The organism is Mycolicibacterium psychrotolerans (assembly GCF_010729305.1).
Classification (GTDB): domain Bacteria; phylum Actinomycetota; class Actinomycetes; order Mycobacteriales; family Mycobacteriaceae; genus Mycobacterium; species Mycobacterium psychrotolerans.
Genome location: NZ_AP022574.1, coordinates 3,928,365 through 3,945,694 on the forward strand (window position 1 = coordinate 3,928,365; position 17,330 = coordinate 3,945,694).

At 67.1% G+C, this 17,330-nt stretch carries 19 protein-coding genes and 1 tRNA gene; 8 read left to right on the forward strand and 12 right to left on the reverse strand.

Annotated elements, in window-relative coordinates:
• Positions 1-46 precede the first annotated feature (46 nt).
• Both G6N45_RS19110 and polA read right to left on the reverse strand, forming a co-directional pair.
• Positions 47-853: an acyl-CoA thioesterase gene (locus tag G6N45_RS19110; RefSeq protein WP_163723652.1), complete on the reverse strand. Its 807-nt coding sequence runs from the start codon at positions 851-853 to the stop codon at positions 47-49.
• The gene (gene polA, locus G6N45_RS19115; protein ID WP_163723654.1) at positions 853-3,561 is read right to left on the reverse strand and encodes a DNA polymerase I; all 2,709 of its coding nucleotides are present in this window, start codon (positions 3,559-3,561) and stop codon (positions 853-855) included. Before polA ends, G6N45_RS19110 begins: the two co-directional genes overlap by 1 nt.
• A gap of 123 nt (positions 3,562-3,684) precedes the next feature.
• Between polA and G6N45_RS19120 the strand changes: the two genes are divergently transcribed.
• On the forward strand, positions 3,685-4,485 hold the full coding sequence (locus G6N45_RS19120) for an alpha/beta hydrolase (protein WP_163723656.1): 801 nt from the start codon (positions 3,685-3,687) through the stop codon (positions 4,483-4,485).
• Complete coding sequence (locus G6N45_RS19125) at positions 4,482-5,072, forward strand: TetR-like C-terminal domain-containing protein (RefSeq protein WP_163723659.1); 591 nt, start codon at positions 4,482-4,484, stop codon at positions 5,070-5,072. Before G6N45_RS19120 ends, G6N45_RS19125 begins: the two co-directional genes overlap by 4 nt.
• Here G6N45_RS19125 and G6N45_RS19130 read toward each other — a convergent pair.
• The gene (locus G6N45_RS19130) at positions 5,041-5,937 is read right to left on the reverse strand and encodes a LysR substrate-binding domain-containing protein (RefSeq protein WP_163723661.1); all 897 of its coding nucleotides are present in this window, start codon (positions 5,935-5,937) and stop codon (positions 5,041-5,043) included. The two genes, G6N45_RS19125 and G6N45_RS19130, sit on opposite strands and share 32 nt — an antisense overlap.
• 87 nt (positions 5,938-6,024) lie before the next feature.
• Between G6N45_RS19130 and G6N45_RS19135 the strand changes: the two genes are divergently transcribed.
• Positions 6,025-6,702, forward strand: coding sequence for an alpha/beta fold hydrolase (locus tag G6N45_RS19135; RefSeq protein WP_163723663.1), 678 nt, complete (start codon positions 6,025-6,027; stop codon positions 6,700-6,702).
• Here G6N45_RS19135 and G6N45_RS19140 read toward each other — a convergent pair.
• Positions 6,696-6,941, reverse strand: a complete 246-nt coding sequence (locus tag G6N45_RS19140; protein ID WP_246229139.1) for a hypothetical protein — start codon at positions 6,939-6,941, stop codon at positions 6,696-6,698. The genes G6N45_RS19135 and G6N45_RS19140 overlap by 7 nt on opposite strands.
• A 63-nt stretch (positions 6,942-7,004) precedes the next feature.
• On the opposite strand from G6N45_RS19140, the gene G6N45_RS19145 reads away from it, so the two are divergent.
• From G6N45_RS19145 to G6N45_RS19155, 3 genes are read left to right on the forward strand one after another with little or no spacing between them, the layout of a single operon-like run.
• The gene (locus G6N45_RS19145; protein ID WP_163723666.1) at positions 7,005-7,442 is read left to right on the forward strand and encodes a Zn-ribbon domain-containing OB-fold protein; all 438 of its coding nucleotides are present in this window, start codon (positions 7,005-7,007) and stop codon (positions 7,440-7,442) included.
• The gene (locus tag G6N45_RS19150; RefSeq protein ID WP_163723668.1) at positions 7,439-8,641 is read left to right on the forward strand and encodes a lipid-transfer protein; all 1,203 of its coding nucleotides are present in this window, start codon (positions 7,439-7,441) and stop codon (positions 8,639-8,641) included. The genes G6N45_RS19145 and G6N45_RS19150 overlap by 4 nt, the downstream gene beginning before the upstream one ends.
• A gap of 3 nt (positions 8,642-8,644) precedes the next feature.
• Entirely contained in the window at positions 8,645-8,872 is a 228-nt protein-coding gene (locus tag G6N45_RS19155; RefSeq protein WP_163723670.1) for a DUF167 domain-containing protein, read from the forward strand.
• 3 nt (positions 8,873-8,875) lie between these two features.
• On the opposite strand, the gene G6N45_RS19160 is transcribed toward G6N45_RS19155, so the two are convergent.
• The 7 genes from G6N45_RS19160 to G6N45_RS19190 all read right to left on the reverse strand — a co-directional run bounded on the left by G6N45_RS19160 (position 8,876) and on the right by G6N45_RS19190 (position 15,000).
• Positions 8,876-9,049: a hypothetical protein gene (locus G6N45_RS19160; RefSeq protein WP_163723672.1), complete on the reverse strand. Its 174-nt coding sequence runs from the start codon at positions 9,047-9,049 to the stop codon at positions 8,876-8,878.
• A 107-nt stretch (positions 9,050-9,156) separates the two neighbouring features.
• Positions 9,157-9,900, reverse strand: coding sequence for an ABC transporter ATP-binding protein (locus G6N45_RS19165; RefSeq protein WP_163723674.1), 744 nt, complete (start codon positions 9,898-9,900; stop codon positions 9,157-9,159).
• On the reverse strand, positions 9,884-10,711 hold the full coding sequence (locus tag G6N45_RS19170; RefSeq protein WP_163723677.1) for an ABC transporter ATP-binding protein: 828 nt from the start codon (positions 10,709-10,711) through the stop codon (positions 9,884-9,886). Before G6N45_RS19170 ends, G6N45_RS19165 begins: the two co-directional genes overlap by 17 nt.
• Positions 10,708-11,877, reverse strand: coding sequence for a branched-chain amino acid ABC transporter permease (locus G6N45_RS19175; RefSeq protein ID WP_057146334.1), 1,170 nt, complete (start codon positions 11,875-11,877; stop codon positions 10,708-10,710). Before G6N45_RS19175 ends, G6N45_RS19170 begins: the two co-directional genes overlap by 4 nt.
• Complete coding sequence (locus G6N45_RS19180) at positions 11,874-12,884, reverse strand: branched-chain amino acid ABC transporter permease (protein ID WP_057146335.1); 1,011 nt, start codon at positions 12,882-12,884, stop codon at positions 11,874-11,876. The genes G6N45_RS19175 and G6N45_RS19180 overlap by 4 nt, the downstream gene beginning before the upstream one ends.
• A 73-nt stretch (positions 12,885-12,957) precedes the next feature.
• Positions 12,958-14,169: a branched-chain amino acid ABC transporter substrate-binding protein gene (locus tag G6N45_RS19185; RefSeq protein WP_057146336.1), complete on the reverse strand. Its 1,212-nt coding sequence runs from the start codon at positions 14,167-14,169 to the stop codon at positions 12,958-12,960.
• Positions 14,170-14,370: 201 nt separating this feature from the next.
• Positions 14,371-15,000 carry a two-component system response regulator PdtaR gene (locus G6N45_RS19190; protein WP_179965205.1) on the reverse strand — a complete coding sequence of 210 codons (630 nt, stop codon included), beginning with the start codon at positions 14,998-15,000 and terminating at the stop codon, positions 14,371-14,373.
• A 94-nt stretch (positions 15,001-15,094) separates the two neighbouring features.
• On the opposite strand from G6N45_RS19190, the gene G6N45_RS19195 reads away from it, so the two are divergent.
• Together G6N45_RS19195 and G6N45_RS19200 are read left to right on the forward strand one after the other, a co-directional pair.
• Positions 15,095-15,168, forward strand: a tRNA-Leu gene (locus tag G6N45_RS19195).
• An 88-nt stretch (positions 15,169-15,256) separates the two neighbouring features.
• Positions 15,257-15,916 (forward strand): DUF1942 domain-containing protein, encoded by a 660-nt coding sequence (locus tag G6N45_RS19200; protein WP_163723681.1) that lies wholly within the window; start codon positions 15,257-15,259, stop codon positions 15,914-15,916.
• A gap of 58 nt (positions 15,917-15,974) precedes the next feature.
• Here the strand turns inward: G6N45_RS19200 and G6N45_RS19205 are convergent, their stop codons facing one another.
• On the reverse strand, positions 15,975-17,210 hold the full coding sequence (locus tag G6N45_RS19205) for a PE-PPE domain-containing protein (RefSeq protein ID WP_163723684.1): 1,236 nt from the start codon (positions 17,208-17,210) through the stop codon (positions 15,975-15,977).
• Positions 17,211-17,330: the final 120 nt, after the last annotated feature.

Sequence of the window (17,330 nt, forward strand, 5' to 3'; positions counted from 1 at the left end):
GGTCCCGAGAACTGATCATGCGCGCGCACCCGCCCCATGCCGGGCCCTAGGTCTTGAAGTAGACCATCTGATGGGTGGTCACGAGCAGTTCACCGCCGCGGCTCCACAGCTGCGCGGACTGGTCGAAGTAGCCGCGCGAGAAGCGGTTCGCGTGCGCGCGGGCGAGCACAAAATCCCCGCCGATCTCGGCGAGGTCGCTGCCGTCGGCGTGGAAGTACGTCGTCAGCGAGATCGTCCCGGCCGGGGACACCGCGCCGCGGCGCAGATAGACCCGGGGATAGAAGACGTCGCTGACCGCGGTGAGCAAGGCGAAGTCGAAGGCGCGCAGATGCCGGTCACGCACCCACAGCGCGGTCACCGACGACGGCGACGGTTCGGCGTCGGGGCCGGGGATCGCACCCTCGACGAAGCGCATCTCGAAGTTGCGCGCCCACACCACCGTCGGGTGCAGACCCGTGGGAGCGATCTCCTCGGGGGCAGGCACCTGCCAGGGCAAGGCTTCGGTCTCTGACCATGCGTCTCGGCGGATTCCGAAAACCGTTGTCGCCGTTGCTTTGACGACGCCGTCCTGGGACAGCTCGACCAGCCAGTGCTGGTTGGTGCGGTTGGTCCGCACCGCGGTTGCGGCGATGTCGACGTCGCCGTCGGCGATCGGGGCGGCGAAGTTCACGGTCAACGACAGAGGCTCGCCGATCCGATCCGGTTGTTCCTCCACCGCGCGCAGCATGATCGCCGCGGTCAGACCACCGAACGGCCCGACCATGTTCGCCCAGTCCGGGCTGGTCTTGGCGCGCATCCGGCCGGGCGCCGTGTGATGCAACGTGACCGCGTCGTCGAACGAGTGACCCGTCATCAGTGCGCGGCCGCATCCCAGCTGCGGCCGTAGCCCACCGAGACCTCGAGGGGCACGTTGAGCGGGTAGGCGTTGCCCATGTGTTCGCGCACCAGGGCTTCGAGGGCCTCCCGCTCTCCGTCCACGACCTCGAACAGGAGTTCGTCGTGCACCTGCAACAACATTCGCGACGACAGCCCCGCCTCCTTGATCGCGGAGTCGACGTTGATCATCGCGACCTTGATGAGGTCGGCCGCGCTGCCCTGAATCGGTGCGTTGAGCGCGGCGCGCTCGGCCGCCTCGCGCACGTTGCGGTTGCTGCTGTCGAGTTCGGGGAGGTAGCGCCTGCGCCCGAACACTGTGGAGGTGTAGCCGTCCTTGCGGGCCTGATCGACGACGTCGCGCAGGTAGTCGCGGATGCCGCCGAAACGCGCGAAGTACTGGTCCATCTGGACCTTGGCCTCTTCGGTGGAGATCTTCAACTGCGCCGCGAGCCCGTAGGCACTCAGGCCGTAGGCCAGCCCGTAGGACATGGCCTTCACACGCCGTCGAAGATCCGGCGTCACCTCGTCGATCGGGACGTCGAACGCCCGCGACGCGACGAACGAATGCAGATCCTCGCCGGTGTTGAAGGCTTCGATCAGGCCCGCGTCCTGCGACAGGTGCGCCATGATGCGCATCTCGATCTGGCTGTAGTCCGCGGTCATCAACTCCGCGTAGCCGGCGCCGACGACGAAAGCGTCGCGGATCCGCCGTCCGGCCTCGGTGCGGATCGGGATGTTCTGCAGATTCGGCTCGGTCGAGGACAGCCGTCCGGTGGCCGCGATCGTCTGGTTGAACGTGGTGTGAATGCGGCCGTCGGAGGCGATGGAGTTGAGCAGGCCGTCGACGGTGACCTTCAGACGGGTGGCGTCCCGGTGCGCGAGCAGATGCTGAAGAAACGGGTGACCGGTCTTCTCGAACAGGCTCTGCACAGCGTCGGCGTCCGTGGTGTAGCCGGTCTTGGTCCGTTTGGTCTTCGGCATCTCCAGCTCGTCGAAGAGCACCACCTGGAGCTGTTTCGGTGAGCCGAGATTGATCTGCTTGCCGATCACCGTGTACGCGGCCTCGGCGGCGTCGCGGATCTGGCCGGCGAACTCACTCTGCAGTTCGGTGAGTGTGTCCAGATCGACGGCGATGCCCGCGGTTTCGAGATCGGCCAGGACCCGCTGGACGGGGAGCTCCATGCTGCCCAGCAGGGCCGAGGAGTCGATCCGGGCGAGCTCCTCGTCGAGCGCGTCGGCGAGGTCCATCACCGCGCTGGCGCGCAGCAGCAGCGTCTGCACGGCCTGATCGTCCACGCCATCGGAGTCATCGAGCAGCGAGAGTTGTTGTTGCTCAGGGTTGTCCGCGCGCAGTTCGCGCTTCAGGTAGCGCAGGGACAGATCGTCGAGGGTGAAGCTGCGCTGGCCGGGCCGCACCAGGTAGGCGGCCAGCGCGGTGTCGGAGGTGACACCCGCCACCGGCCATCCCCGACCTTCCAGATCGTGCATGGCGAGCTTCGCCTCGTGCAGCGCCTTGGGCTGGGCGGGGTCGGCGAGCCACGACACCAGCGCGGCCTCGTCGCCCGGGTCAAGGGTGGCGGTGTCGAGGTACCGCCCCTCGCCGTCGGGCGCGACGATGGCGATCGCGGTGGCGTCGCTGTCGAAGGCGAGATGGTTGCCCACAACGGCCAGCCCGGACCGGCGCCCGTCACTGTGCTCGGCGAGCCACGCCGCCAGCGTCCCTGGCTGCAGCGCCTCCCCGCGGACCTCGAAACCCTCGTCGACTTCGGGGTCGGCCGAGGCGAGCGTGTCGAACAGCCGGTCCCGCAGCACCCGGAACTCCAGGTCGTCGAACAGCCGGTGTATCTGGTCCCGGTTCCACGGCTGCATCCGCAGCGTGTCGGGCGTCTGCGCCAGCGGCACCTCCTTGACCAGGTCGGTCAGCTCCCGGTTGAGCACCACACTGGACAGGTGCGCGCGCAGCGCGTCACCGACCTTGCCCTTGACCTTGTCCACGTTGTCGACCAGCGCCTGCAGCGAGCCGTACTCGGCGATCCACTTGGTGGCGGTCTTCTCGCCGACCCCCGGGATGCCCGGCAGATTGTCGCTGGGGTCCCCGCGCAACGCCGCGAAATCGGGGTACTGCGTCGGCGTCAGCCCGTACTTCTCGACCACGGCGTCCGGGGTGAACCGGGTCAGTTCGCTGACCCCCTTGCGGGGGTAGAGCACGGTGACGTCGTCGCTGACCAGCTGCAGTGAGTCACGGTCCCCGGTGACCACCAGCACCCGGTAACCCTCGTTCTCGGCCTGGGTGGCCAGCGTGGCGATGATGTCGTCGGCCTCGAAGCCCGGCTCTGCGAGCACCGTGATGCCCAGCGCCCCGAGCACCTCTTTCGTGATGTCGATCTGGCCACGGAACTCGTCAGGCGTGGCCGACCGGCCCTCCTTGTACTCCGGGTACTTCTCCTTGCGGAAGGTCTGCCGGGAGACGTCGAAGGCGGCGGCGATGTGGCTCGGCTGCTCGTCGCGCAGCAGGTTGATGAGCATGGCGGTGAACCCGTAGACCGCGTTGGTGGTCAGCCCGCCCTGGGTCTTGAAGTTCTCGGCCGGCAGCGCATAGAACGCGCGGAACGCCAGCGAGTTGCCGTCCAGCAGCATCAAGGTGGGCTTCTCGTCGGTCACCGACGCGGTCTTGGCTGGGCTCACGGCCTTCACTCTAGGCACCGGGGCCGACACCGGATCCATCGGGAATGACCGCGGAGCGCGTTTGGTTACAGGCGATGTCGATCTTATGTAACACTGTTCTATAAGGATCAGGAGCGCACCACCATGACCAACATCGTCTTCATCCACGGACTCTGGGTCGCCCATACCGCCTGGGAGCCCTGGATCACCTACTTCGCCGAGCGCGGCCATCACGCCATCGCCCCGGCCTGGCCGGGCGAACTGCCCACCGTCGGGGAGACCCGGCAGCAGGCCTCGGCCCAGGCCGGCGTCGGCATCGACGAGCTCACCGCCCACTTCGCGCGGGTTCTCGAGCAGTTCGACGCACCGCCGGTGGTGATCGGACATTCCTTCGGCGGGCTGATCGCCCAGAGACTGCTCGGCGAGAACAAGGCCGCGGCGGCCGTCGCCATCGACCCCGCGCCGATCAAGGGCGTGAAACCGCTGCCGCTCACGCAGCTGCGATCGGCCCTGCCGGTGCTGGGCAACCCGCTCAACAGAGGCCGGGCCAAGGCGCTTACGCAGTCGCAGTGGCGCTACGGCTTCGGCAACACGTTGAGTCCCGCCGAATCCGACGCGCTGTGGGAGCAGTGGGCGATCCCCTCCCCCGGCAAGCCGCTTTTCGAGGCCGCGACGGCCAACTTCGCTCCGCGTTCGCCGGCCCGCGTCGCCACCGCCAACGGCACCCGCGGACCGCTGCTCATCACCGGGGGCACCGCCGACCACACCGTGCCGCTGGTGTCGGCGAAGGCCGCCCACCGGCTCTACCGGAACTCCGAGGCCGTGACGGACTTTCACGAGTTCCACGGCCGTGGGCACTCCCTGACCATCGATCACGGCTGGCGTGACGTCGCCGACGAGACGCTGGCGTGGATGGCGCGCCGGGGCGTGGTCGAGGTGGCGTGACGGTGCCGCGACGCCGGACCGCCAGCGAACAGGTCTCGGTCGCGTTGCTCGACGCGGCCGAGACCGTGCTCGATCGGGACGGCGCCGCCGCGGTCACCGTGCGGGCGGTCGCCCGGGAGGCGGGCGTCGCGCCCATGGGGGTCTACAACAGGTTCTCGAGCAAGGACGGACTGCTCGCCGCACTCGCGATCCGCGCGTTCGACGATCTGGCCGCGGCCATCGACGTCGGACCCGAGGGCGGACCCGCCGACCGGCTGCACCGGGCCTGCCGTGGCTACCGCCGATTCGCCCTGTCGCATCCCGCCCGGTACACCTTGATCTTCGACGTCGGATCACCGGCGGCCGACCCCGCGTCGCCGGTGACGGCACGCGGGCGCGAGGTGTTCGCGGTGCTGGTCGACATGGTCAGGGGTCTGACACTGCGCCGCGGGCTCGATCCCCTTCATGCGGCGCAGGCCCTGTGGAACGGCCAGCACGGCGCGGTCACACTCGAACTGGCCGGAGTCGTCCAGACACCCGATGCCGCAGCGACTTTCGATCAGACGATCGATGTCGTCATCCGTGGCCTCCAGACTCCGCGGGCGTGATCGACCGGCACGCGAGCGCGCAGAACAGTCGGGCCGCCGGGCTGGTGGTCTCGCGGCGCCATGCCCACGCCAGCCGGCCGCGCAGTGCCGGGGTGAGCCGCATCGGGTGCAGCCCGTCGGTACCGCGCGCCATCGATCGCGGCAGGATCGCGACACCGAGGCCATGGCGTGCCAGCTGCGCGAGTTCGGCAGGGCTGGAGGCTTCGAACGCGATCCGGGGACGTAGCCCCGCTGCTGCGCAGGCCGCGTCGAGCCTCGACCGCAGCCCCGTGCCGACGGGAAGCGAGATGAGCGGCTGCTCGCACAATTGGCTGAGCGACAACATCTTCCGAGCCCGCAGCGGATGGCTCGCCGAGACCGCCGGCTCGATGATCTCGTCGGTGATCACCGCATGGTCCAGATCCGCAAGCGCCTCGTCGACAGCGATGGACACGATGGCCGCGTCGAGTGTCCCGTCGGCGAGCTGAGCCAGCAGGACGTCGGAATTGTCCGTGCGCAGGCTGATCTCCACCCCGGGATGGGCGGCATGGAAATCGGCCATCAGTCGCGCCACGTCGACCGGATGCAGCGTCACCGTGCCGATCGCCACCGTGCCCCGCACCAGGTTCGCCACCTCGTCGACCGCCTGCTGGGCGTCGCGGACGGCGGCGAGCGCCGCCCGCGCGTGGGGCAACATCGCGGCGCCCGCCTGCGTCAGCCGGACCTCGCGGCTGGACCGCATCAGCAGTGGCTGGCCCACCTGCCGCTCGAGGCGCTGGATCTGCGCGCTCACCGCAGGCTGAGCCACGCGTTCGAGCTGGGCCGCCCGGGTGAAGCTGCCCTCCTCGGCGACGGCGACGAAGTACTCGAGCTGACGTAGCTCCATAATGTCAGCTTATAGGTGTGCACAGCAATCGGTATTGGACTTATCGATGGCGGTCGACGCACCCTGGGAGCAGAAAGGAGGCCCGAGATGTCCACCTACGTCCTCGTTCCCGGAATGTGCCACGGCAGTTGGTGTTTCGACGACCTGACGGTGTCGCTGCGGGCAGCCGGCCACCACGTGCTGGCGCTCACCCTCACCGGCGTCGCCGAACGCGCGCATCTGTTGCCCGGCGGGGTCAACCTCGACACCCACATCACCGATGTGCTGGCCGCCATCGACAACGACTCGGCCGCTGATGACGAACTGATCCTCGTCGGGCACAGCTACGGCGGCATGGTGATCACCGGAACCGCCGACAGGATTCCCGATCGCGTGGACTCGCTGGTCTTCCTGGACGCGGTGGTGCCCCACGACGGCGAAGCCTGCTGGGACCTGGTCAACGACGAGGAGCGGCGGTGGTACGTCGCCGTCGACGACACCGGTTTCGGCGTGCCGCCGATGCCGTTCTTCGACGACCGCGCCACAGCCCATCCGCTCGCGACGGTGCTGCAACCCCTCCGCCTGCGCGGCGGGCTGAGCCGATTCCGGCAGCGCGTCTTCGTCTACGCACTGGACTGGCCGGGCGACTCACCGCTGCTCCCCTCCTACGAGCGGGTGCGCCACGACCCCACCTGGAACGTGCACGAACTGGACGGCAGGCACAACCTGATGCGGGACAAGCCCGAAGAGGTGCTGCACATCCTGCTCGAGGTCAGCGCTCAGTAGCCGAGAAGCTTCCGGAACTGTTGACCCACAGCCATCGACTCACCCATCCGCTGCACCCAACCGTCGAGAGCGGCTTTGGTGTCGGCGGGGTTCCAGCCCCGCTCTGACGCGAGCGCGATCATGCCGGCCTCGTCGGTGAATCCGCGGGCCTGCGCGTCACGGGCGAGCGCCGCGTAGTCCTGCAGCGACGGCCCGCCGAATGCGGCAGGATCGATCGGCCCGGAGCCGTGCACGTGCACCGATCCCAACTTTCAAACTGGAACACGTTTCAGTTTTTTGGCCGGACTGGGTACGCTGACCGCGTGTCAGCATCCACACAACCCGCGGTCGACGGCTGGTTCGCCACCGACGGGTCGGGTCAGCCCTATCTGATCGGCGCCAAGTGTCACCACTGCGGGACGTACGTGTTCCCGCCGCGCGCGAACAACTGCCCCAACCCCGGCTGCGACGGCGACGAGCTCGCCCAGGTGCCGCTGTCCCGGCGCGGCACGCTGTGGAGCTACACGGAGAACCGCTACGCGCCGCCGCCGCCGTACCCGTCGCCGGATCCGTTCGAGCCGTTCGCCGTCGCCGCAGTCGAGTTGGCCGACGAAGGGTTGATCGTGCTCGGCAAGGTCGTCGAGGGCACCCTGGCCGCCGACCTGAAGGTCGGCATGGAGATGGAATTGACCACGATGCCGCTCTACGTCGACGACGACGGAGTCGAACGCATCGTGCACGCGTGGAGGATCGCCCGATGAGCACACCCGACCCGGTCTACATCCTCGGTGCCGGCATGCACCCGTGGGGCAAGTGGGGACGCGACTTCACCGAGTACGGCGTCGTCGCCGCCCGCGCGGCACTGGCCGAGGCCGGCCTGGACTGGCGCCAGATCCAGCTCGTCGCCGGCGCGGACACGATCCGCAACGGCTACCCCGGCTTCGTCGCCGGCGCGACCTTCGCCCAGAAGCTGGGGTGGAACGGCATTCCCGTCACCTCGAGCTACGCCGCATGCGCCAGCGGATCTCAGGCGCTGCAGAGCGCCCGGACGCAGATCCTGGCCGGCTTCTGCGACGTCGCCCTGGTGATCGGAGCCGACACCACCCCCAAAGGCTTCTTCGCGCCCGTCGGCGGAGAGCGCAAGAACGACCCCGACTGGCAGCGATTCCATCTCATCGGCGCGACCAACACCGTCTACTTCGCACTGCTGGCGCGGCGCCGGATGGACCTCTACGGCGCCACGCTCGAGGACTTCGCACAGGTGAAGGTCAAGAACGCCCGGCACGGGCTGAACAACCCGAACGCCCGGTATCGCAAAGAAGCCACGGTCGACGACGTGCTGGCCAGCCCGGTGGTGTCGGATCCGCTGCGGCTGCTGGACATCTGCGCGACGTCGGACGGCGCTGCCGCGCTGATCGTGGCGAGCAAGGCCTTCGCCGAGAAACACCTCGGCTCGGTCGAGGGCGTTCCGTCGGTGCGCGCGGTGAGCCTGCAGTCGCCGCAGTACCCGCAGCATCTTCCCGAACTGCCGGACATCGCAACGGATTCCACTGCGGTGGTGCCGGGCCCCGAGCGGGTGTTCAAAGACCAGATCCTCGACGCCGCCTACGCCGAGGCCGGCATCGGGCCGGAGGACCTCAGCCTGGCCGAGGTCTACGATCTGTCCACCGCACTGGAACTCGACTGGTATGAGCACCTGGGCCTGTGCGCCAAGGGTGAGGCCGAGCATCTGCTGCGCAGCGGCGCGACCAGCATCGGCGGCCGCATCCCGGTCAACGCGTCCGGCGGCCTCGCCAGCTTCGGCGAAGCCATTCCGGCGCAGGCCATCGCGCAGGTCTGCGAATTGAGCTGGCAGCTTCGTGGCCGGGCCACCGGCCGGCAGGTCGACGGCGCCACGGTCGGCGTCACCGCCAACCAGGGTCTGTTCGGCCACGGCTCCTCGGTCGTCGTCGCGCGGTAGACGGTGGCCGAGACCGTCGCCGTACACGTCAAGCCGGGCAGCACGAAGGGCCCACTGGTCGAGACCGCACCCGACGGCGCGCTGACGATCTATGTACGTGAGCGGGCGGTGGACGGCAAGGCCAACGAGGCCGTCCTCCGGTTGCTCGCCGAACATCTCGGTGTCCCGCGAGGACGCATCCGACTGGCCGCGGGCGCGACGTCCCGGCTGAAGCGCTTCCGCATCGAGTGAGCGTCAGTAGCCCGGGCGGCCGGTGTACGTCGGCGGGCTGGTCGTGGTGGTGACCGCGGTCGGCTGGTTGGTCAGATAGGGCCCGGCGGGCGTCTGGCCCGGCGCGACCGTCAGGGTGATGGCGCCGACGGCCGCCATGCCTGCGAGACCACTTGCGGCGATGAGCTTGAGCATCATGGGTCCACTCCGTTTCCGGGCGCTTCGGCATCGCACCCCTACACAGTGATGACGACGGAGAGGGCCATCGGGTTCACCGTGCCTGCGCGTGCGGCAAGCGAGGAAGGCTACGCGACGCCGAGGTAGGCCGCGCGGATGCTGTCGTCGGCCAGCAGGTCTCGGGCGTTGCCGGTGCGGGTGACCTCACCGGTCTCGAGGATGTACGCGCGGTCGGACCGGCTCAGCGCCTGCTGGGCGTTCTGCTCGACCAGCAGCACCGTGGTGCCGGTCGCGTTGATCTCGGCGATGATCTTGAAGATCTGCGAGATGACCATCGGTGCGAGACCCATCGACGGCTCGTCGAGCAGCAACACCTTGGGGCGGGCCATCAGCGCGCGGCCGATCGCGAGCATCTGCTGCTCCCCGCCCGACAGCGTGCCGCCCACCTGGGTTCTGCGTTCGGCCAGCCGCGGGAACGTCTCGAGGATCCAGTCCAGCCGCTCGTCATGCTCGGCCTTCGACGCGAATTTCCGTCCGTAGCAACCCATTTCGAGGTTCTCGACGATCGTCATCCCCGGGAAGACGCCACGGCCCTCAGGTGCTTGGATCAGCCCGTCGGCGACCCGACGGTGCGCTTTGACACGGCTGACGTCGCGTCCGTCGAACCACACCGAACCCCACGTCAGCGGCAGCAGACCCGAGATCGCCCGCATCATCGTGGTCTTGCCCGCGCCGTTGGAGCCGAGCAGCGTGACCAGTTCACCCTCGTGCACGGTGAGCGACACCGAGTGCAGGGCCTTGATCCGGCCGTAGTGCACCACCAGGTCGCGTGCCTCCAGCAGCACGGGTCGAGAGTCAGGTGAGGTCGTCATCGGGCACCCCCAGGTAGGCGGCGATGACCTTGGGGTCCTCGCGGATCTCGGCGGGCAGGCCGTCGGCGATCTTGCGACCGAACTCCAGCACCACGATCCGGTCGGTCACCCCCATCACCAACCGCATGTCGTGTTCGATCAGCAGGACGGTGTAGCCGTCGTCGCGGATCTTGCGAATCAGATCGATGAGCGCGGACTTCTCGCTCGGGTTGAATCCCGCCGCCGGCTCGTCCAGGCACAGCAGCTTGGGTTCGGTGGCCAGCGCCCGGGCGATCTCCAGCCGGCGCTGATCGCCGTAGGACAGGTTCTTGGCCTTCTCCTCCCCCCGGTGCGCGATTCCGACGAAATGGAGCAATGCAGCCGATCTCTCGACCGCCGAGCGTTCCTCGCGGCGGTGCCGCGGCGAGCGGAACAGCGCGCCGGGCACCGACGTGTGGTGCCGCGCGTCGGTGCCGACCATGACGTTCTCCAGGGCGGTCATCTCACCGAACAGCCGGATGTTCTGGAACGTGCGGGCGATGCCCCGCCGGGTGATCTGGTGCCGCTTGATCCGGCCGATCGGCTCACCGTCGAACACCACCGAACCCGAGCTCGGCCGGTAGACACCCGTGATCGCGTTGAAGCAGGTGGTCTTGCCCGCGCCGTTGGGGCCGATGAGCCCGAGGATCTCACCGCGACGGATGTCGAAGGTCACCGAGTCCAAAGCGGTCAGCCCGCCGAACTTCACGGTCAGATCCGTGGTCTGCAGAAGCACCTCCCCCTCGTCGGCCGCGATCTCGCGGTGCACGCCGGCGAGATCTTCGATGCTCATTGCGCCGGCTCCTTCACCGTCGGCGTGTCCTTCGGACCGGCACGCAACAGATTCCGGGCCGCCTTGCCGTAGGCGAGCAGCTGCTGGCGGGCCGGGAAAAGACCCTGCGGCCGGAAGATCATCAGCACGACCAGCGCCAGCCCGAAGAACAGATACTTCAGGTTGCCCATGTCGATGCCCAGGAAGTGCACGCCCAGAAGGCGGTTGGGCAGGTACACGATGATGAACGCGCCGAGGATGACGCCCAGCTTGTTGCCCTGGCCGCCGAGCACGACCGCGCAAAGGAACAGCATCGAGTTGATGATGTTGAACGTCGGTGGCGCGACGTACTGCACCTGGCCGGCGTACAGCGCGCCGGACAGACCGCCGATCGCGGCACCGATGGTGAACGCCCACAGTTTGAATCGGAAGGTGTTGACGCCCATGACCTCTGCGGCGTCTTCGTCTTCGCGTACCGCGATCCACGCCCGACCGACCCGGCTGCGTTCGAGGTTGCCCACCAGCAGCAGGATGATGACGATCAATATCAGGCCGAGCCAGAACCACCAGGTGCCGTAGTTCGCGTCGCCCGTCGAGTTCGACACCGAGAACACCCCTTGCGGGTTCTTCTCGCTTTCGAGGATGTGTGGAAAGGCCACCCCGTTGAGGCCGCGTGGGCCGTTGGTGATGTCGGCGAGGTTGTCGGCCATCAACCGGATGATCTCGCCGAAGCCCAGCGTCACGATCGCGAGGTAGTCACCGCGCAACCGCAGTGTCGGGAAGCCGAGGATGAGCCCTGTCAGCGCCGTGAACGCCATCGCCAGCGGAACGCACGACAGCCAGGCCCACGGCGTGCTGAAGAAGCCGTCGGGACCGACCTGGTTCCACGGACTCTCCGGGCTGGTGAGCAGTGCCACCGTGTAGGCGCCGACGGCGTAGAACCCCACGTAGCCCAGGTCGAGCAGACCCGCTTGGCCCACAACGACATTCAGGCCGATCGCGATGATCGCGACCATCGCGAACTGCGCCATGGTGCCGCCGAAGCTGATTCCCGGGGTGTCGATGAACGGCGGGGTGAACAACGGCGACAGCGCCAACCCGGCGAACAGGATGATGCCGAACAGCCATTTCTGCACGCGCGACAACCCGTCCCACCAGGCGGTCACCCGCGCCCACGTTGCCCTCATGCCCGTGCCTTCCCCAGGCTTTCGCCGAGTATGCCCGTCGGGCGCACCAACAGCACCAGCACCAGCAGGACGAACGCGACGACGTCACGCCACTGGGTACCGAACACGGCCTGCCCGTAGTTCTCCATGATGCCCAGGATCAGACCGCCCAGAAGCGCGCCGCGCAGGTTGCCGATCCCGCCGAGCACGGCCGCCGAGAACGCCTTGATGCCGAGCAGGAATCCGCCGGAGTAGATGATGCCCTGCGGCACCTTGAGGGTGTAGAGCAGCGCGGCCGCGCCCGCCAGCAGGCCACCGATGAGGAACGTCGTCATGATGATGCGCTCCCGCGACACCCCCATCAACGTCGCGGTGGTCGGATCCTGCGCCACGGCCCGGATCCCGCGGCCGAATTTCGTGCGGTTGATCGCCAGATCGGTCAGCACCGCCAGCACCATCGCGGCGACGATGATCACGATCGTGACGTTGGAGACCGCCACCCCGAAGAACGTGAACTGGGTCTTGGGCTGCACCAGCACTATCGGCTGCTGGGCGTTCGGCCCGCCGTAGCCCGGGATGAGCTTGGGCAGGATGAACAGCACGAACTGCTGCAGGACGAACGACATGCCGATCGCCGTGATCAGGAACGTCAACGAACGGGCGTTCCGGCGGCGCAGGGGCCGGTACGCGACGAACTCCAATCCGACGGCGGCCCCGCCCGAGACGAGCATCGCGAACAGCATCGCCACCCCGAGGTAGACGATCGTCAGCACGACACCCTTGTTGTAGGCGTTGCCGCTCGGGGTGAAGCCCAGGATCATGTCCAGCGCGAAGTAGGCGCCGAACATGCCCAGCATGAAGATCTCCGAGTGCGCGAAGTTGATCAGCCGCAGCACGCCGAACACCAGGGTGTACCCCACGGCCACCAGCGCGTAGATCGCGCCCCAGGACAACCCGTCGATCGTCAACTGCCAGAAGCTGTCGAACAGCGCTCCGACGTTGAAGTTGATGTTGGCGGCCAGGATCATCGGTGGGGCGGACTCCTCGAAAGAGTGCAAAACGCGTCCGAGCGTCGAGCCCGGACGCGTTTCGCGTCAGCGGTTATTGAACTTCGTACATCCAGATCAGCGTGGTGGTGAGCTCACCGGTGGGCGTCCACTGGTACTTACGCGCCACACCCTGGCCGTCGTAGTTGCGCACGAAGTCGAGCAGCGCCGGCCGGGTGATGGCCCCGGAGTCGATGCCCTTGAGCAGGATGGTGCCCAGGTCATAGCCCTCGGTGCTGTAGGTGCCGGGAGCCTGATTGAACTTCTTGGTGTACTCGTCGGCGAAGGAGCCCGTCGCCGGACCGCACGGGCAGGACAGCAGTGCGCCCTTGGAGGACTCACCGGCCTGCTTGACGAACTCGGGGTCCTTGGTGCCGTCCGCGCTGACGAACTTGCCCTCGAACCCGCCGTCCTTGAGCTGCTGGACGAACGGCGCCGCCTCGGCGTAGTAACCGCTGTAGAAGACCGAATCCGGAGCGGCACCCTTGACCTGGGTCACCGCGGCGGAGAAGTCCTTGTCGCCCTTCTTGACCGAGATGTTGCATGCCGAATCCGCCACCGGCCCGAGCGTGTCGCGCACCGCCTGGGCAAGGCCGAGGCCGTAGTCGGTGCTGTCGTCGACGACGCACACCTTCTTGTTGGCGAGCGTGTTCTTCAGGTAGTTGGCGACCGAGGGCCCCTGGACGCCGTCGTTGGCCAGACCGCGGAAGAAGGTCTTCCAGCCGTTCTCCGACAGCGTCACGTTCGTCGCCGACGCGGTGGCCGCGACCAGACCTGCCTGGTCGAACACGCCGCCGGTGGCCTTGGTCTCGCCCGAGAACGCCGGGCCGACCAGGCCGATCGTGTACTGGTCGTCGACGATCTGAGGGGCGATTGCGGTGGCCTTTTGCGGGTCGCCCTCGGTGTCGAACGGCTTGAGCTGCACCTGGCAGCCGGGGTTGGCGGCGTTGTGCTTGTCGATGGCCAACTGGACGCCGTTCTTGATGTTGATACCCAGCGCCGCGTCGGGGCCGTTGAGGGCGCCGGCCATGGCGATCGACACTGGCGGGCAGGTGGCCTTGCCATCACCTGCCGGATCAGCCGGTGAGAGACCTTCGGCGGCCTTGACCTCGGCGCCGCTCTCGTCAATCTGGACCTTCTCGACGATCTTCAGATTCGCTTGCGACGACTCCTCCTCGGGCGCGCTCTGATTGCAGCCGGCAAGAGCCAGCACAATCAGTCCCGCGCTACCGAGAGCAAATGCATTGCGTGCCACGCGACCGCGCACGTCCCACCTCCGTGTCATGTGTTTATCGACACCGTCGTGCCTACCCCGGACGGCGGAGGCGGCGGTGCTTCGCGACGACCATAACCAACGCGCCGCCGCGGTGCGTGATGTTGAGGAACGCGTGGCGTCGATCGGGTGTCCGGATCCGCCGAATGTCGATTTCGGAAACGCAGACTTAACGGACTGTGCCTGGACAGGCCGTCACGGTGCGGCAGGTGCGGCGTCGTCCGTGGGGGGGTCGAGAGTCTCGAGGACCACCTCGGCGACCCGCTTCATGGTGGTTCGGCGGTCCATCGCGGCCCGCTGGATCCACTTGAAGGCCTCGGGTTCGGACATGTTCTGCTTGGTCTGCAGCAAACCCTTGGCGCGCTCCACGAGCTTGCGGGTCTCCAACCGGTCGGACAGGTTGGCAACTTCTTTCTCCAGTTCGGAGATCTCGCTGAACCGGCTGACCGCCACCTCGATCGCCGGGATCAGGTCGGTGATGTTGAACGGCTTGACCAGATAGGCCATCGCGCCGGCGTCGCGGGCACGCTCGACCAGGTCGCGCTGGCTGAACGCGGTGAGGATGACGATGGGCGCGATGCGCTTGCCGGCGATCTCGGCCGCAGCGTCGATGCCGTCGCGGCGGGGCATCTTGACGTCCATGATCACCAGATCCGGACGCAGCGATTCGGCGAGATCGACGGCCTCCTGCCCGTCGCCGGCCTCGCCGACGATCTCGTAGCCCTCCTCGCGCAGCATCTCGGCCAGGTCGAGCCGGATGAGCGCCTCGTCCTCGGCGATGAGCACTCGGCGCGGCGGGGCGGCATCTGTCGGGGACGCAGTCATGGACAACATTGTGTCCGGCGAAGCCGGGATGAGCGACCGCGGGGCCATCCTCTATGGTGGGAGGCCGCACGGCGGTGCACGCACTGCCCGGGAAGCCCTCGTATCCCAACTGGCAGAGGAAACGGATTCAAAACCCGTCCAGTGTGAGTTCGAATCTCACCGAGGGCACTCACGAGCGTTTGCGCTCGCGATCGAGGGGTACCTGCGCCCACCCCGACGTATCGGAGTTCAAATGACAAGTAAACGACTCATGCGAATGACTGGTGTCGCCATCGGCACGACAGCGTTGTTCGCCTTCAGCCCGCTGGTGACCGCCTCGGCGGTCAACAATTTGAAAGGATTCGGTGTACAGGAGACGCTGAAGACCTACGTCAGTTTGTCCGACTTCAGCAGTGAGATCGGATACACGGTTCGGGATCTCAGGCCAAGCGGCGACGTGGTTCCGTTCCCGGTCGCCGGCCGACTGTACGAAGCCAACGTGTCCTCTGCTGCGGTGGTCGGAACGGTCGTTCCACAGCCGAACAATTTCGTGGCCCGCACTCCCGCCGGGGTGGACTATCGCGTGTTGCCGACCGTCTCCACCCTTCCCGGCGCACCTCTGGGTCCAGGCGGCACCACGTCGGGGAAGCTCTACTTCGACGTCGTCGGCGAAAACCCCGACAGTGTCATCTACCAGAGCGACTTTCAGGACCAGCTGGGTTGGGTCGGCCCGCAGCCTGTCGAGCCCGCGGCAGTCGTCCCTGGCACGGACAGCAACGGCGGGTCAACCTCGGGATCCAGCGGTGGCACCAACGGTGTTCCCGGTGAGAGTGGACGCAATCAGCCTGTTGCGCCGGAAGACAGCGTCGCGGGTTCGAGCGGCGGCGGTGCAGGCGGACCCGTCGGCAGCAATCCACCCGTGGACGGCGAAAGCTAAAGCAAGAAGCCCCGCCCTCGTGATGAAGGCGGGGCGTCCCGGGAGAGCCTGGGGGCGGTCAGCTCTCCGATCCGGTGTCGCTGCTGCCGACGCTGGAGGACGACGATTCCTTGGCCGTTTCGTTAGCCGTGGTGTCCTTCTTCTCGTCCTTCTCGTCCTTCTCGTCGGTCTTGGGTTGAGATGACGACTCCGTCTTGGTCTTCTTCGTCGTGAGCTTTTTGATCTCGTTCTTCAGGTGCTTGACGAAGTCGCGCGCGACCTTCTTGGTGTCCTTGTTTGCGGTGTCGTTACCTGTCGGCTCGGCGGCCCGGTGCTTGCCGACGTAATCCGTCGGCTGCGCCGGCGGGGTGACGACATCCGCGGCGTTCTGCACCTTCGCCGCAGTGGCGGCGGTGGTGGTCACGGTCGTGGCGCCGGCATCCGGTGTCGCTGCGGCCGGCAACGGAATGCTGACCAGGCCGTCGACCCATTTTTTCTTTTCGAAGTAACCGTTGCGCCTGTACGCCGAATCGATGATCGGCTTGAGGAACGCCGACAGCTTCGCCAGCCTCACCGGGTCCGCGCCGGCCTCCTCCCAGGGCTTGAGCAACGGCAGGATTTGCTCTTTGTAGGGAATCACGACGTAGGTCGTGGTGCCGTTGTCCTTGTTGGTGACCTGCTTGTAGTGCAGCGGGTCGTTGGCGAAGTCGATGTTGAACGCCGCGTCCACATGCAACCGATCCGCACCTTCAATCGCATTCAGCACCGCGAGGATGTTGAATAGGTTGTCGGGCATGTCGGCGATACCGTCGTACTCCGCGGAGACCATGTAGATGTCGTAGGGCGTTGTCGGTATCCGGGGGTAGTAGCCGGATCCGGTGTAGAAGATGGGGCTGGGCGTCCCGTACATCAGCACGTTCATGTGATCGGCATCGGGGACATCGGTAGAACCTGCTTCCCGCAGATTCTCGAGTCGCTTGAGCGCCTCCATCACCGAGGGTGAGCCTTGGCTGACTCCTCCGATTGTCATCACGGTGCCGTCCGGTTCTGCGAGGACAGCGTTGTACAGATTGGTCGCTCCCGCGGGGATCGACTCGGAGTACGGAGCGTTGCCTGGGAACGGCACCGATGTGCGCGAGTCGTAGACGGCGAAGTATCCGCCGAAGGCGGTCGCCATCTGCTCCTCTGTGAGGACCGCGTAGTTATCGTGGCCCCCGAGGAGCAGTGCCTTTACCCCGTTACAGGTGTCGCCCTGGTCGGCACGGCATGCGTAGTAGGCCGACGCCGATGGTGCTGCCAGCGGCGCGAAGAGCATTGCCGATGCAGTGACCCCGATGCAGGCGACCTGAGCCAATTTCGTTGTCAAGTGATTTCCTCCCCCTGAAACGAGAACCCCCCGATGAGCTCCCTGGTATCGAGGACTTTACATCGCAAA